Source organism: Rhodanobacter ginsenosidimutans (genome assembly GCF_042655685.1).
Taxonomy (GTDB): Bacteria; Pseudomonadota; Gammaproteobacteria; order Xanthomonadales; family Rhodanobacteraceae; genus Rhodanobacter; species Rhodanobacter ginsenosidimutans.
On record NZ_JBHSMM010000001.1, the window covers coordinates 347,344 to 363,651 of the forward strand.

Here is a 16,308-nt window from a genome sequence, read left to right on the forward strand (position 1 = left end):
GCGGGTGTCGCTCACTTTCCACCGTGTGCGAGACGGCATTCCGCGCATGTTGCCGGGGGATGCACGATGTCACCACGTTTCAACCGCTGTTCGCGTTACCTCCTCACACTGGTCGGCGCCTTCGCCGCCGCCCTGCCTGCCGCCGCGCAGGGCACCTCGCCTGAGCTGCTGTTCCACGTTTCGGCCGACCACGGCTTCACCGCCGATCATGCCGAAGGCGACGCCGTTCCCAACTTCAAGGACAAGGTCAGCCTGGTTGCCGATGGCGCCATGGGGCAGGCCATCCAGTGGCAGGACAACGGCGTGCTGGCATGGAATGCGCCGGGCAATATCCGCGCCGAGCGCGGCACACTTTCGTTCTTCTGGCGCTCACGCTACCCCGTGGGTGAGGCGCCGTTCGTGATCTTCCGCGTCGGCTATGCCGACCACAGCAGTTGGGACATGGTCTGGCTGCGCATCGACTGGAACGGCCACGGCTTCGACGCCTTCGTCACCGACGCCAACCTGGCCCGCACCCGCGTCTCGTTCAAGCTGGACAAGAACCCCGACCCGAAACAATGGATGCACCTGGCCTTCGGCTGGGATGAGGACAAGGGCGTCACCCTGTTCGTCGACGGCAAACAGGTGGCGCGCGCCGAAACCACCGGCGATTACGACGCGGCGCTGGACCAGTTGGGCCTGGCCGGCCGCGTGATGGCGCCCTACCAGGTGCAGAGCCGCTACAACTTCCTGCGCGGCAGCGACGTCGACGACATCCGCGTGTACGACCGCATGTTCGACGCCAAGGCCGTGAGCGCATTGGCCCATCATGGCGAGCCGAAAACCGCATCCGACGCCACCACTTCGCAGCGCGCCTGGTGGCATCGCTACGGCTGGGATCGCACGCCGCCGCCCGCGTTGACCGCGCCCGTCACCAGCATCCGCAAGGTCGAGTTCGCCGACGTGCGCGACCACAAGCAGTGGATGTGGAAAGGCACCGACGGCATCGCCGAAACCACCTGGCCCGGCGTCTACAACCGCTCGCGCCTGGCCGGTCGCCACGACTACTTCACCCTGCCCGACTGGAATACCTACGTCGACGGCGGCAAGACGCTGGACCTGACCCTGCCCGCCGGCGAAGCGATCAACCGTATCGAGATTCGCGGCGCGGCCTACGGCACGCTGTCGGGCGACGCCGGTACCTTGTTCACCCGGCCCGAAGGCGTGGTGCGCAGCGTCAACAGCTTCGCCGCGCAAACCGGCGGCAAACTGCGCTTCACCAACGTCGCCCAGGAAACCCCGATCCAGGAGATCTGGGGCTATGACGTCAGCAACGCCGCCGAGCCCGCGGGCACGGTCAAGCAGCGCTACATCATCGACAGCAATGCGCTGCCGGATTACACCAACCTCGACCGTCTGCGCGACTACATCGACGGCCGTTTCGCGCCGGACGAACGTTCCACGGTGATGGCGCTGCCCAAAGGCGCGGGTTCGCGCACGCGCGGGCCCGACAGCCTGCCCGCGCATCCGCTGCCGATCGTGCAGGTGCTGATCCCGTCGGGCATCGGCAGCGCGCCGGCGGCGCAGCCGCTGATCCGCAGCTGGGCCTACAGCTGGGAAAACATGCACGACGGGCTGGACGGCGTCGCCATCGACCTCCCCGCGCTCGACCTGCCGGCCACGCACACCGGTCCCGACGGCAAGGTGATTCCGCTCGACATCCGCATCAAGGACCCGATCTGGCCGGGGCGCGACATGATCGACGTGTCCGTCTCCGTGAAGCCGGGCCAGAAGCGCACGCTGTGGCTGGACCTGCGCGACCACATCCTCACTGCCGACAGCCTGTGGATTTCCATCGCCTCGGCCGCGCCCGGCTTCAATGCGAAGTCGCTCAATGGCGCCGAGATCCGGTTGGTGTTCAAGGATCGCCAGCAGGCGATCAAGGAGCACGTGGCTGACCGCTTCAACCAGGTGCGCGACAACTGGGGCTTCATGGTGGAGGAGCACACCACCTCCCGTCGCCAGCGCCTGTACGACCGCCTCTACGCCGACATCAGCGACCTGCTGCGGGTGGACCCCGAGCATGAGCAGGGCCGCATGTACTGGAACGACATCAGCTACAACAGCCAGGGCCTGCCGCCGTTCGTGCAGCCGCAGCCGCCGGCCGGCGTGCCGCTGTGGGCGTTCCGCCAGGTGGAGGATCTGAAGTACGTGCGCCGCTTCGTCGACTGGTGGATCGACAACCGCCAGATTGCCTACGGCGACTTCGGCGGCGGCATCTCCGACGACACCGACCTCACCCAGCAGTGGCCCGGGCTCGCCCTGATGGGCGTGCAGCCTGATCGCCTCAACGCCTCGCTCACCGCGCTGTCCGACGCGGTCTACAAGAACGGCATGTTCTCCAACGGCCTCAGTACCATCGAGACCGACGAGCTGCATTCCTACGAGGAAGGCATCAACGCCGACTCGGAAATGCTCTACCTCAACTGGGGCGATCCGCTCACCGTCGAACGCCTGATGGCCACGGTGAAGGCGCTCGATGAGCGCATCATCCGGCGCAACCCGCAAGGTCACCTGCATTTCTCCACCGACTGGTTCGGCGGCAACAAGATCTACCGCGACCCGAACTGGCAGTGGCAGAAACCGTACTCGTTCCCGATCCTGCACCCGGCCTTCCTGCTCGGCGTGTACAACGCCGACCCCACCGGCCGCGAACTGGTCACCGGACTGGCGGACGGCTATCTGGCCCACGCGTACACCGACGCCAAGGGCCGCTGGGCCCTGCCCAACGAGATCCAGTGGTCCACCGACAAGACCCGCGGCGGCGAACTCAACCAGGGCTCCGGGGCCGGCGACCTGATGCACCTGTTCTGGGCGGCGTGGCGCTGGAGTGGCGACGCCAACTACCTCAAGGCGCTGGACTATCGCGTGGCGCGCGGCGGCCCGGACGCCATCGCCAACCTGGGCGAAAACTTCATCGACGTGCTGGGTCGCCAGAGTGACTGGGGCAAGCGTCTCGTCGACGAAGCCCAAGCCGGCAAGATCGGCTTCCCCAGCGTGGTGGCGTGGCAGCTCACCGGCGACAAGCGCTACCTGGAGCAACTGTTCGGCCAGGGCATCCAGGACAAGGCCCAGCACGAATACATGATGACCGAGGGCCACTGGTGGAGCGACCGTGTCGAGGCGCCCAGCGAACTGCTGCAGCGCGTGCGCCTGGGCGGCATCGCGCTGAAGCGCAACCAGAGCTACCCCGGCAACACGGTGAGCTGGCGCTTCGACCAGCCCGGCGCCGCCGAGCAGGTGGCGCTGCTGGTCAACGCACCCTCGCGCGACCGCTTCACGGTGACCGCCTACAACCTCGGTGACAAGCCACTGGACGCGCACATGACCGGCTGGAACATCGACCCGGGCACATGGCGCATCCGCAGCGGAACCGATCGTGACGGCGACGGCAAGATCGACGGCAAAGCCACACAGCACGACGTGCCTCTGGAAACCAGCGCCAGCACCACGTTGCGTTTCCCGCCTAGGCAGACCCAGGTATTCGAGTTCGAACGCGTCGAGGCCGGCACACCGGTAGCCACCCGCGCTGACCTGGGCATCGGTCGTGGTGATCTGCATAGGGATGGCCAAACGCTGAAGCTGACCGTGCACAGCCTGGGCCATGTCGCGACCTTGCCGGGTCAGGCGGTAGTCAAGGATGCAAGCGGGCGCGAGGTTGCGCGAGTGGCAATCCCGGCACTGCAGGCGCCGCTGGATCTTGTGCCCAAGATCGTCAAGCTTGAACTGAAACTGCCGCAGGGTTTCAAGCGTGCCGGCGCCAGCGTGCAGGTATCGCAGCAAGGCGATGCCGCGGAAGTCACCCGGCTCAACAACCAGTTACCGCTGGATTGATCGCAGACCTCCCCTTGTGGGAGCGACTTTAGTCGCGATGCTCTTGCTCCGGTCTCGAAGCAACAGCATCGCGGCTAAAGCCGCTCCCACATTCAGCGCTCGACGACCTCAATCACCTGCTCAAGCTCATGCCGCTCCCCCGGCTGCAGCTCAATGGCATCAGGCGCCACATTGGTGACTTCCACGCTGAGGTAATGGCGCCAACCCGCGCCGATATCGTCGATCCGGCGAACGGCCTGTTCGCCCGCATTCCACACCACCGCCGAATGACTGCCGCGGGTGCTGATGCGAATGTCGCGGCCCAGGCTCGGGTCGTGCAGCACGTAAGGGCCGCTGGCTCCGGTGTAGATGCGGTCGCTGTATCCCGCTGGCAGCAACTGCCAGTCGCCGTGCTGCACGTGGGCGCGGCCGGCGTCCTTCTTGTCCAGATAGGTCAGCCCGTCCAGGCCGGCGACGGTCACCTTGCGCACGTCGCCGACTTGGAAATAGTTGTGCAGGGCCTGGGTGAACACCACTGGCTTGTCGCCGACATTCTCGGTTGCCAGCGTTTGCGACAGCGTGCGGCCGATGCGCAGCGTCATCGTCAGACGCAAGGGCAAGCCGGCGAGCGTGGGCGGCGCCAGCTTCAGCACAACCGTGCCATCGGCCTCGCGTTGGGCCTCGCGCACGCTCCATGCCGTGGTGCGCACCAGCCCGTGCGACGGCATGTCGCCGGCCTGGCCCATCTTGGCGAAATACGGCCAGCACACCGGCGTGCCGCCACGGATCGGTTCCGGCTGATGTTGGGTCAGCGGCGACAGCCACAACACGTCGGGGCCACCCTTCGGCACGAACGAAAGCAACTGGCCACCGAACACGCTGATGGCGGCGGTGGCGTAGGGCGTGTCCACCAGCCACGCGGGGAAGCCGTGAAACTCGCCGCTGCTGAGGCCCGCTACCCGCACGTCCGGGTCAAGCCTGACCGGCGCCGGCGCGTTGACCAGCTGGCTGTAGCCGTCGGGCAAATGGAACGTGCTCAACGGCGCGGTCTTGTCCGGCTGGGCCGCGAAGGCCGGCGCGGCCAGCAGCAGCCCCAACACGATGGAAGCGCAGATCGATTTCATGCAACGCCACCTCCGATGAAATACCCATGCAGATTGGCAGAAAACCCACTGCCCACGCCCGGCCGAGGCCGGACGTGGGCAGTGGGCTTCCAGGCGAGCTTTACTTGCCCAGCACGCTGCTGACGTAGGCGCGCAGCTTCTCGTCCTTCGCGTTGTCGAAGAACGCCTTCTGGAAACGCTCGCCGCTGACCGCGTGCTTCACCAGCTCCGGGTCGATCGACTTCAGGCCTTCGACCAGATCCTTCGCCGCGCCACGCTTCACCGCCGCCAGGATGCCGGCATTGGTCTGCTGCGACTGGCGCCCCGAGGCCGGGTAGCCCTGGCCACGCTCGCCGTCGAACGCCTTCTCGAAGATGTAGCGCACGTTGATCTCGCCGCCCCAGCCAAAACCCTTGGCGTAGGGCAGGGCCAGCGCGTTGCCGTTGTTGACCTGGGCAAACAGGAACGCGTCGGTGGGCTCGATGCAGTAGCCGCAATACACGCCCGGCCAGGCATTGAGCGACATCATCGCGCCCTGACCGGTGCCGCAACCGCTGACCACGAAGTCGGCCGCGCCGGAGTTCAGCATCAGTGCGCCGCAGATGCCCAGGTGGATGTAGGTGAGGCGATGGTCGTTCTCGCCATCCATGCCCACGTTGAACACCTCGTGGCCCTGGGCCGCGGCCACGCCCTGCAGCTGCTCGAGCACGATCGGGTTCTTGGGAGCCTGGCTGAACTCCATCATCAAGGCGATTTTCATGGGTGACTCCTTTGGTTCAAAAGTGGTGCAGGGGTAAGGGAAGCAGTTTTTCGCTATGGCTCTTGCTCGTCATTCCAGCGCACGCTGGAATCCAGTGACTGCAGTCGCTGCCAAAGCGCTGGATGACCCGTCTTCGGCTGTTGTAAAGCGCCCCCAGCTTTCGCCGGGATGACGGCGTACGGGTTTTCTCAGCGCGCCAGCCAACCGCCATCGACCGGAATCACCGCGCCGTTGACGTAATCGGCGGCGCGGGAGGCAAGGAACACGGCGGTGCCGCCCAGGTCCTCCGGCTTGCCCCAGCGCCCGGCCGGGATGCGGTCGAGGATGGCCTTGCTGCGATCCTCGTCGGCGCGCAACTGGGCGGTGTTGTCGGTGGCCATGTAGCCCGGCGCGATGGCGTTGATATTGACGCCCTTGTCGGCCCACTCGTTGGCCAGCAGGCGGGTGATGCCGGCGATGCCGCTCTTGGAGGCGGTGTAGGAAGGCACCCGCACGCCGCCCTGGAACGACAGCATCGAGGCGATGTTGATGATCTTGCCGCCGCCCTGGGCGATGAAATGCTTGCCCGCGGCCTGGCTCATGAAGAAGGCGGACTTGATGTTGACGTTCATCACGTCGTCCCAATCCTTCTCGCTGAAATCCACCGCGTCCGCGCGACGGATCAGGCCGGCGTTGTTGACCAGGATATCCAGCCGACCCAGGCCCTCGATGGCTTCAGCCACCACGCGGGCGACCGGCTCCACGCTGATCAGGTTGGCGTCGATGTTGACGAACCGGCGCCCCAGCGCCCGCACCTTCTCGCCGGTCTCGTCGGCCGGCACGATGCCGGCGCCGGCAATATCGGCGCCGGCGGCGGCCAGCGCCACCGCAATGCCCTGGCCCAGCCCGGTATTGGCACCGGTTACCAAAGCGACCTTGCCTTCGAGACTGAATGGATTCGTCATGGTGTTCTTCTCTCCGAACGGTGTACGTGGGTTGGGAAGACGGCCGTGGACGACGGTTTTGGTGGTCGACGCGGCCGTGTGCGCACGCGACGGTTTGGGCTTCCGTCATGAGGCGGCTGAGTCTCATTATGCCTATTTTGGTAACCGGTGTCATTTTTCCGGAAAGGGCCGGTCATTCGGGTGCTCAGAGTCCGGAAAGCCGGTGCGTATGAACCGTCCAGACCAAGGATGAAAGCGCAGGCTGCTTCCTTCCTCCGCTCGCGGGGGAAGGTGCCGAAGGCGGATGGGTGCGCGCGGCAAAGCCGCGCTGCTGTTGGCTTTTCCACGCCAATCGAAGAGCGCGTTCTATATGTCACGCGTTCGGTGTGCTGGCCCCCTTCCGCCCTTCGGGCAGCTTCGCTGCTCAAGATGGCAGTCCTGCCATCTTGTCCCCGCGGGCGGGGGAAGGAAGCGCGGAGCCCTAACGCTGCGGTGGCTGGCAGGAGTCGCGAACCACCACATGCGGCCGCACGCTGGCGGAAGCCAGCGGCCCCTGGCCTTCGGGCTGGAGCAGCATGGCGGCCGCTGTACGCCCGGTGTCACGCGTGTTGCGGCGAACCGAGGTCAGTGACGGTGACAGGCGCGAGGCCAGCGAGCTGTCGTCGTAGCCGATCACCGACAGTTCGCGCGGAATGTCGATACCGGCGCGCAGGGCCACCTTGTACACACCCGCGGCCATTTCGTCGTTGCCGGTGAAGATGGCGGTGGGGCGGCGGTCGCCCAGCAGCAGCTTTTCGGCCGCCGCCAGGCCCGATTCGAACGTGTAACCGGCTTCGACAATGCGGTCGTCCGGCAGCGTGATGCCGCGCTTGCGCAAGGCGTCGAGGAAGCCGGCGGAGCGCTCCAGTGTGGAGCGGTAGGCCACGGGGCCGGTGATCAGGGCCACGTCGCGGTGGCCCAGTGACAGCAGGTAGTCCGCCGCTTCCGCCGCGCCGTCGCGGTCGTGGGTGATCACCATCTGCGAGGTTTCGTCCATCGGCACGGCGGCGATGCGCACGTAACGGCAGCCGATGTCCTTGAGCATCTCGACCAGCGCCTGGTCTTCCGAGGCGCGCGGCACCAGGATCACGCCGTGCAGCTTGTGCTGCTGCGCAAACCGGCGCACGCCTTCGATGTAATCAGCGCTGCGGGAATCGCAGGGGTGCACCACCAGCTCGAAGCTGGACCCGCGCAGCGCGTCGAGCGCGCCGTACTGCATGTCCACCACGTATTGGGCGGTGGGGTTGTCGTACACCATGCCGATCAGGAACGAGCGCCGAAACGCCAGCCCGCGCGCCAGCGGGTCGGGCGCGTAACCGACTTCGCGCATCAACGCCTCGACCTTGTCGCGGGTGTCTTTGCGCACCAGCGGCGAGTTGTTGATGATGCGCGAGACGGTTTTCTTGGAAACGCCCGACAGCCGTGCGATGTCGTTGATCGTCACGGTTTTGGAATCGGCCTTCTTGCTCAAGGGAATCCTTTGGAATCCTTCTGCGCGGGCCTTCGACCATCGGGTTTCAGTCCAGCGCGCGGTAACGGAAATGGTGGAATGTCACAGCCCCGGTTCCGGCCGCATAGATCGCCGGTTTCAGGGCCAGGAAGCCACCGGCCACATTGTGATGGTAACCCGAGACGTCCATTTGCACGGGATACTTCTGCCAGTGCTTGCCATCCTGCGAAGTGTGCACGGTCAGGATGTTGCGGTTGTTGGTGACCCGCAACCACAGTTTTCCACCCGTGCGGCTGGGCGGCAGTGACGCGGGACGGTCCTCGCCGTAGCGGTGCAGGATGAACTGCTCGCCGTTGCTGCCCACGCCGGCATACAGGCGGTCGCTGTAGAACAGCAGCGCGCCGCCGATGGCGCCGGGGGCGATATCCATCTCTACCTCGAACTCGTAGGCGCGGTCGCCGGCGATGACCGTCAGCGGCGAGCTGTCGCGGGGGGAATGGCCCTTGCCCTGCACGGTGAGGTCGCCGTCCTTGAACGACAGGCGCCTGTATTCGTCCGGGCCGGGCTTGAAGAATGCCCACTGCGGGCCGAGCTTGTCGCCGCTGAAACCATCCGACAGCGCCATGCCATGCGGCAGCGCCGCGCCGGCCGGTTTGGCCAGCGGCTGGCCCAGGTCGCCGCCCTTGGCCACGAACCAGCCGTCGGCCGTCCACGCGATCGGGTCCAACAGCATCTGCCGGCCCAGCGTGTAATAGCCGTTTTCGTAGCCGTGGTAGACCATCCAGTCGCGCCCGTCGATGCCTTCCACGATGGTGGCGTGACCGCGCGACCACCACGGCTCGTCGCGGCTGGCGGTGCGCACGATGGGGTTGTACGGCGAGTTCTGCCACGGCCCGTGGATGGAGCGCGAGCGCGCGCTGATCACCATGTGCCCGGTCGGCGGGCCGGCGGTGCCGCCCACCGCGGTGGTCATGTAGAACCAGCCGTCGTGCTTGCTGATCTTGGGGCCTTCCTGCGAATAGCTCTCCACGTCCCAGCTTTCCGGGTAATGCCAGCCGTCGTAGACGTGTTTGGGTGTGCCGACCACGCTGAGGCCGTCGTCGGCCAGTTGCACGTAGTCACCGCCGGACAGGAACAGGTAGCGCTTGCCGTCCTCGCCCACGGCGTGGCCGGGGTCGATGTGGCGGGGCAGGCCCAGGCTCACCGGCTCGCTCCAGGGCCCGCTGATGGCGTCGGCCCAGACCACGTAATTGCCGCGCTTTTCCGCGGTGCGCGCCGCGAAGTAGATGTAGTAGCGGCCCTTGTACTTGACCAGGTCCGGCGCCCAGATCGCGCCCACGTCGGTGCGGATCGCATGCGCCAGCGGCTGCCAGTTCACCAGGTCGCGCGAATGCCAGATCGGCAGGCCCGGGTAGGCGTCGAACGAGGACAGCGTGAGGTAGTAATCCTTGCCGTCCTTGAGCACGGACGGATCGGGGTGGTCGCCGGACAGCACCGGGTTGAGGAAGCGGCCATCGCCCAGGTCGGCCATGCGCTGGTGCTCGATGCCGCGCTTCCAGGGCTGCGCGGCGTCGGCGGCCAGCGCCGGGCCGGCCATCACCATGCAGGCGGCCAGCATCAGCAACCGCCTGCACGTCGTATCAAAAAGCCGTCCGTGGCTGGGGAGTAACCGGGTGATCGATCGTGGAGTCATGGGGTACTCGCTTGTCAGTGCCGCATCAGCGCCGGCAGCCACAGCGACAGCTGCGGGAAGAAGGTCACCACCAGCAGGCCGGCCACGGCCGCCAGCCAGAACGGCCAGATCGTCTTCATCGATTCGGCGATGCTGATCTTGCCGATGGCGGTGCCGATGAACAGCACCGAGCCCACCGGCGGCGTCACCAGGCCGATGCCGCCGCTGATCACCAGCACCATCGCGAAGTGCACCGGGTCGATGCCGTACGCCTTCACCACGGGCAGGAAGATCGGCGTGCAGATCAGGATCATCGGCGCCAGATCCATGAACGTGCCCAGGATCAGCAGCAGCACCACGATCATCAGCAGCACCGTGGTCTGGTCGTGGGCGATCATGCCCAGGAAGTTCACCATCGCCACCGGCACTTCAAGATAGGCCAGCAACCAGCCGAACACCGCCGCCGTTGCGATCACGAACAGGATCACGCCGGTGCCCTGCGCCGCATGGATTACGGTGTCGAGGAAGCCGCGCAAACTGAAATTGCGGTACAGCACGCCGGTGACGAACAACGCGTAGACCACCGCGATCGCCGCCGACTCCACCGCCGTGAAAATGCCGGCGCGGATACCGATGAAGATCAGGGCCACCAGCCCCAGCCCGGGCAGCGCCGCGATCAGCAGTTTTGCCACCTTGCGAAATCCGGGGAACGCTTCCACGCCGTAGCCGCGCCGACGCGCCACGCAATAGCCGGTCACCATCAGCACCACGGTCATCAGCAGCGCGGGCAGGATGCCGGCGGCGAACAGGTCGGTGATGGAGATGCTGCCGCCGGCGGCGGCCGAGAACAGGATCAGGTTGTGCGAGGGCGGCACCACCAGCGCCACCAGCGCCGCCGTGATGCTGACGTTGACCGCGAAATCCCGGTCGTAACCGCGCTTGACCATCTGGGGAATCATGGTGCCGCCCACCGCCGACACATCGGCGATGGCCGAGCCGGAGACGCCGCCGAAAAACAGCGAGGACAGGATCGACACCTGGCCCAGGCCCCCGCGCAGGCGCCCCACCAGCGACGCGGCGAACGCGATCAGGCGCTCCGAGATGCCGCCGCGCATCATGATCTCGCCCGCGAAAATGAACAGCGGAATGGCCACCAGCGATGCGGTACCGATACCGGCGCCGATCTGCTGCACCAGCACCACCGCCGGCAGATCCAGGTACCACAGCGTGGCCAGCGCCGCCGCGGCCAGCGAGAAAGCCACCGGCACGCCCAGCACCAGCAGCACACCGAAGACGATGAAAAGAATCGCGATGCCCATGGCTCAGTGGCCCCCTTCAATGGTCGTGGGGCGCAAGGCCAGCACCAGGCGATTGATCGCGAACACCAGCATCAGCGCGCCGCCGATGCTCAGCGGCAGGTAGTTGATGCTCTGCGGGAAATCCGCGCCGGCCGTCTTGATGTGCACGCCATCCATCCACAGCATCCAGCCCCACCAGGCCAGCACGGCGCCGATGGTGGCGACCACGATCTCCACCACCACTTCCAGCGCGCACTTCAGCCGTGGGCCGAGCTGACCGGCCAGCAGAAAAAAGCCGAAATGCCGGTTGCTGTGCACCGCCGCAGCGGCGCCCAAGCTCATCGCCGTGCTCAGCAGCAGGATCGTCAATGGCTCGGTCCAGCCCGGCGAATCGTTGATGACGTAGCGGGCAAACACCTGCCAGCCCTGCACGGCCACCAGGCCCAGCATGGCGAACGCGGCGATGTGGATGGCGATGCGCGCAAGCACTTCCAGCCATCGCTGGGGGCCAGTCACGATCGTGCGGTCGTCGGTCTCGGACATCGATGCCATCCCCTCAGGTGAATTCACGGATACGGCGATAGATCTCGGCGACATCCGGCTGTTGCAGGTATTTCTGCAGCAGCGGGGCGGCCGCCGTGCGGAACGCGACCATGTCCACCGCGTTCGCCTTCACCCCGTGCGCCAGCACCGTCTGCCGCGCCTTGCCCTCGGTGGCATCCCACTGCTGGCGCATCACGGTGACCGAGCGGCGACCCAGATCCAGCAGTAACTCGCGATCGGACGGCGTCAGCTTCTCGAAATTGCGGCGCGACATCAGCAGGATGTCCGGCGCGTAGGAGTGCTCGGTTTCGGACCAGTAGCGCGCCGACTCGTAGTGGCGGCTGGACTGGAAGCTCAGCATGTTGTTCTCGGCGCCGTCGATCATGTGCGTCTCCAGCCCGGAGAACGTGTCGCCCAGCGACATCGGCGTGGGGTTGGCGCCGAACATGCGGATCAGCTCCAGGAAAATGTCCGAGCGGGCCACGCGCAGCTTCAGGCCGTGCAGGTCGTGCGGTTCCACGATCGGGTGCTTGGTGTTGTAGAAGTTGCGCGTGCCCGAGTCGTAGATGGCCAGGCCGATCAGGTCGCGGCTTTCGAAACCGCGCAGCACGGCCGCGGCGACACCGCCGTCCAGCGCGTGGCGCATGTGCGCCACCGAATCGAAAACGTAGGGCAGGCACAGCGCCTGGGTCAGCGGAAAGGCGTTGTTCAAGGCGCCCGAATACACGCGGGTGATGTCGATGGCGCCGAAGCGCGCCATGTCGATCGCCTCGGACTCACGGCCGAGCTGGCCGGAGTGGTACATGCGCAAGCGCAGGCGGCCGTCGGTCTGCCGCTCCAGTTCCTTGCCGATCCAGTCGACCGCGGTCACGGTGGGGTAGTTGGCGACATGCACATCCGACGCGGTCAGCAGGTGGCCGCCGGCACTGTCCTTGCCACCCATGCCGGTCGAGACGCCGTTGGAACAGGCGGCCAGGGCGGAGGCGGCCAGCGTGCCCAGGCCGGCACCGAGAAAACCGCGACGTGTAATCATTTGCCCCTCCCCTGCATGATCAAGTTTCCTCAGCCCGCGGGGCTGGGCGTGGCCCGACAGACGATCTTGGCACTGCCGAAATCGATCAGCGCCAGCTGGCCCACGTCGATGTCATGAATGCCGGTGGCGTTGCCGGTGGCGATCAGGTCACCCTTTTTCAGCGGCCGGCCGCGCAGGGCGGAGCGACGCAGGGCGAAGGCGAATGCACCGCGCAATCCACCCGGCAGGTTGGCCGCGCCGCCGGTGCCCACCACCACACCGTCGATTTCGGTGCGCGCGGTGAGCTTTGATTCGTCGCACGTCGTCCAGTGGTCGATTTCCGGCCCCAGCACCAGGCCGTTGTTGTTGCCGAAATCGGATACCACCACGCGCGGGCCCAGTTTGTTGATCGTGGCCAGCGGGCTGCTGGCCACTTCCACGCCGACATGCAGCCGGGTGGGCAACAGTCCTGCTTCCTCGGGCGTCCAGTCCAGCTTGTCGGCCGGCGCATCCGCTTCCAGCTGCAGCACGTACTCCGCTTCCACCGCGGCAAAACCACCCGCGCCGGAAAACACCGGGATATCCACGATGGCACCGGTAGCATTCCAGAGATTGCGGCGAAATATGGGGCCCAGCAGGCGTTCGTCGCCGGAAACATCGCGTCGATCGGCGGCGATGTAACCTATTTTCCAGCCCACCACCGCGTCGTCCCACTGCGCGATGGCCAGGTCCTGCACCTGATAGGCGCTGACCAGATCCGGCGGAATCTCGCCGGGGAAATCCGGCAGTGATCGACCGGCGCGCCGCGCTTCCACGAATCGGTGGGCAATGTCTTCCCATGCGGAAACGGTCGCGTTCCGGTGACCTTGCTCGTTGCTCAAGTGACTCTCCTGATAGTTGCTGCACTGCCCATCGACAATACGGTGATTGCTATATATGGTCAACCGGTGTCATCTGGCAATAGGCAGTGCACAAAATTCGCCCATCCCGCTCACCACGGAGCCGCACATGTCCCCATCGCATCGGCGCAAGCGACTGTTTGTCATGGCATTGACGCTGTTTCTCTTTTTTTTCGCCCCGCTGGCGGCGGCCACCGCCGACGGTGAGCCGGCGCCCGGCTCGGCCGACCGGATCAGCCTGTGGCCGGCCGGATTGGCACCGGGAGACAAAGCGCTCGACCAACCACTGCAGCTCGTCGAGCGCAGCGCCGATCCGGCCCTGCCGGATCGCTACGTCACCCACGTCAGCGAGCCGTATCTGGTCGTCTATCGTCCGGCCCGGCCCAACGGTGTCGGCTTGCTGGTCACGCCGGGCGGTGGCTACAAGCGGGTGGTGCTGGACAAGGAGGGTTCGGCGATGGTGCCGGCCTTCGTCGAGCAGGGCGGCGTGACCTTGTTCGTGCTGCGCTACCGCCTGCCCGGCGAAGGCCGCGCCGACCGCGAGGCGGCGCTGGCCGATGCGCAGCGCGCGCTGCGCCTGATCCGCAGCCGCGCCGCGCAGTGGCAGCTCGACCCGCATCGCATCGGTGTGATGGGCTTTTCCGCCGGCGGCCATCTGGCCGCGCGGCTGGGCACCGGTTTCGACAAGGCGGTCTACCCGGCCACCGATGCCATCGACAAGGTCAGTGCGCGACCGGATTTCGAACTGCTGATCTATCCGGTGATCGACATGGCCGGGCCGGACACGCATGGCGGTTCGCGGGATCGGCTGCTGGGTCCCCACCCTGATGCGCAGCTGTTGCGCCAGTATTCGATGCAATACCAGGTGCGACCCGACACGCCGCCCACCTTCCTGGTCCACGCGCAGGACGATCCAGCCGTGCCGGTAGGCAACGCGCTGCAGTTCTACCGTGCCCTTTTGACTGCGGGAGTGCCCGCCGAGATGCACCTGTTTCCCCACGGCGGCCACGGTTTCGGTGTGCGCGGCACGCACGGCCTGACCACCGCCGCCTGGCCGCGGCTGGCACTGGACTGGATCGCCACGCAACCCGGGAAGGCTTCGCCATGAGCGCTGAAGAGATGGACCCGCAACGCCGCCACTTCCTGCGCGCCGGCGCCTTCGGCTCGCTGGCCGTCGCCTTGCCCGCCGTGGCCATGGCCGGTTCGGTCAGCAACAAATCCAGCCCGATCGCCCGCCTGCGCAGTGGCCGCGTCGCAGGGCAGCTGGAGCAGGGCATCCACGTATTTCGCGGCATTCCCTACGGTGCCGACACGGCGCCGCGCCGGTTCCAGCGCGCCGTGCAGGAGTTGCCGTGGCGCGGCGTGCGCGATGCGTTCGATTACGGCCCTGCCGCGCCGCAAACCAGCGGCGAAGGTCCGGGCAGCGAGGATTGCCTCTATCTCAACGTGTGGACGCCCGCACTGCGCGACGGCGGCAAGCGGCCGGTGCTGGTCTATATCCACGGCGGCGCCTTCAGCAACGGCTCTGGCAGCAGCCCGCTCTACGACGGCACCCACCTCAGCCAGCGCGGCGACGTGGTGGTGATCACGCTGAACCACCGGCTCAACCTGTTCGGCTATCTGTACCTGGCCCAGCTCGGCGGTGAGGCGTTCGCCGACTCCGGCAACGTGGGCCAGCTCGACCTGATCCAGGCCTTGCAGTGGGTGCAGCAGCACGCCGCCGAATTCGGTGGCGATGCGGGCAATGTCACCGTATTCGGCCAATCCGGCGGCGGCGCCAAGATCGCCACCTTGATGGCGATGCCGGAAGCGAAGGGCCTGTTCCATCGCGCCTGGACCATGAGCGGCCAGCAGGTCACCGCCGCCGGGCCGCGGGCCGCCAGCCAGCGCGCGCAACTGGTGCTGGATCACTTCCACGTCGACGCCGACGCCTTGCGCCGCATGCCGCTGGAAAAACTGCTGCAGGCGATGAAGATCCACGACCCCTCGCGCATGGAAAGCACCAACCTGTACCTCGGCCCGGTACTGGATTCGCATGCGCTGCCGTCGCACCCGTTCTGGCCGCAGGCACCGGCGCAATCGGCTTGCATCCCCATGGTCATCGGCAACACCCACGACGAAACTCGCGCCTTCCTGGGCCACGACCCGGCCAACTTCAATCTGACTTGGGACGACCTGCCGGCCAAGCTGGAAAAACAGCAATACGTGGACCTGCTGCCGTCCGTGGTGATCGCCGAATACCGCCGCCTGTACCCCGACTACACACCGTCGGACGTGTTCTTCGCCGCCACCACCGCCGGCCGCTCCTGGCGCGGCGCCGTCGAGGAACTGGAAGCCCGCGCGCGGCAGGGCGCACCCACCTGGGCGTACGAGCTGGACTGGTACGACCGCCATGGCGACGCCGCCAAACTGCGCGCCTTCCACACCCTCGACATCCCGCTGGTTTTCCACAACCCGCAGCAACCGGGCTCACGCACCGGCCGCAGCGAGGACGCCACACGCATGGCCGACGCGATGAGCGACGCCCTGCTGGCACTGGCCCGCCACGGCAACCCCAACCACAAGGGCCTGCCGCACTGGGACGGCTATTCGCTGGCGCGTAGGCAAACCATGCTGTTCGACGCCGATATCCGTCAGGCCGACGACCCCCGCGGCGCCGAACGCCGCCTCTACGCCCAGGTCCCCTTCATCCAGCGCGGCACGTTCTGAAGCCGTCCCTTCCCCGCTCGCGGGGGAAGCAAGCGTTGGTTGCCGCGC

General features: G+C 66.6%; 12 protein-coding genes. 3 read left to right on the forward strand and 9 right to left on the reverse strand.

Annotated features, from left to right (window positions below):
- Positions 1–66: 66 nt before the first annotated feature.
- The gene (locus ACFPK0_RS01415) at positions 67–3,873 is read left to right on the forward strand and encodes a LamG-like jellyroll fold domain-containing protein (RefSeq protein WP_377337862.1); all 3,807 of its coding nucleotides are present in this window, start codon (positions 67–69) and stop codon (positions 3,871–3,873) included.
- A gap of 92 nt (positions 3,874–3,965) precedes the next feature.
- On the opposite strand, the gene ACFPK0_RS01420 is transcribed toward ACFPK0_RS01415, so the two are convergent.
- From ACFPK0_RS01420 to ACFPK0_RS01460, 9 genes are all read right to left on the reverse strand, one after another.
- Entirely contained in the window at positions 3,966–4,976 is a 1,011-nt protein-coding gene (locus ACFPK0_RS01420) for a D-hexose-6-phosphate mutarotase (protein ID WP_377337864.1), read from the reverse strand.
- 100 nt (positions 4,977–5,076) lie between these two features.
- A complete protein-coding gene (locus tag ACFPK0_RS01425; protein WP_007082391.1) occupies positions 5,077–5,715 on the reverse strand; it encodes an RpiB/LacA/LacB family sugar-phosphate isomerase in 639 nt (212 codons plus the stop codon).
- A 188-nt stretch (positions 5,716–5,903) separates the two neighbouring features.
- Positions 5,904–6,659: a 2-dehydro-3-deoxy-D-gluconate 5-dehydrogenase KduD gene (kduD, locus tag ACFPK0_RS01430; protein WP_056082878.1), complete on the reverse strand. Its 756-nt coding sequence runs from the start codon at positions 6,657–6,659 to the stop codon at positions 5,904–5,906.
- A 460-nt stretch (positions 6,660–7,119) separates the two neighbouring features.
- Positions 7,120–8,148 (reverse strand): LacI family DNA-binding transcriptional regulator, encoded by a 1,029-nt coding sequence (locus ACFPK0_RS01435; protein WP_377337867.1) that lies wholly within the window; start codon positions 8,146–8,148, stop codon positions 7,120–7,122.
- Positions 8,149–8,194: 46 nt separating this feature from the next.
- On the reverse strand, positions 8,195–9,745 hold the full coding sequence (locus tag ACFPK0_RS01440) for a family 43 glycosylhydrolase (RefSeq protein ID WP_377337869.1): 1,551 nt from the start codon (positions 9,743–9,745) through the stop codon (positions 8,195–8,197).
- Between the two features lie 89 nt (positions 9,746–9,834).
- Entirely contained in the window at positions 9,835–11,118 is a 1,284-nt protein-coding gene (locus tag ACFPK0_RS01445; RefSeq protein WP_056082869.1) for a TRAP transporter large permease, read from the reverse strand.
- 3 nt (positions 11,119–11,121) lie between these two features.
- The gene (locus ACFPK0_RS01450; RefSeq protein WP_056607522.1) at positions 11,122–11,640 is read right to left on the reverse strand and encodes a TRAP transporter small permease; all 519 of its coding nucleotides are present in this window, start codon (positions 11,638–11,640) and stop codon (positions 11,122–11,124) included.
- A gap of 13 nt (positions 11,641–11,653) precedes the next feature.
- Positions 11,654–12,673, reverse strand: a complete 1,020-nt coding sequence (locus ACFPK0_RS01455) for a TRAP transporter substrate-binding protein (RefSeq protein WP_377337872.1) — start codon at positions 12,671–12,673, stop codon at positions 11,654–11,656.
- Positions 12,674–12,702: 29 nt separating this feature from the next.
- A complete protein-coding gene (locus ACFPK0_RS01460; RefSeq protein ID WP_377337874.1) occupies positions 12,703–13,533 on the reverse strand; it encodes a 2-keto-4-pentenoate hydratase in 831 nt (276 codons plus the stop codon).
- Positions 13,534–13,696: 163 nt separating this feature from the next.
- Here ACFPK0_RS01460 and ACFPK0_RS01465 point away from each other — a divergent pair, with 163 nt between their 5' ends.
- Positions 13,697–14,659 carry an alpha/beta hydrolase gene (locus tag ACFPK0_RS01465; protein WP_377340202.1) on the forward strand — a complete coding sequence of 321 codons (963 nt, stop codon included), beginning with the start codon at positions 13,697–13,699 and terminating at the stop codon, positions 14,657–14,659.
- On the forward strand, positions 14,656–16,260 hold the full coding sequence (locus ACFPK0_RS01470; protein WP_377337876.1) for a carboxylesterase/lipase family protein: 1,605 nt from the start codon (positions 14,656–14,658) through the stop codon (positions 16,258–16,260). Before ACFPK0_RS01465 ends, ACFPK0_RS01470 begins: the two co-directional genes overlap by 4 nt.
- Positions 16,261–16,308 lie beyond the last annotated feature (48 nt).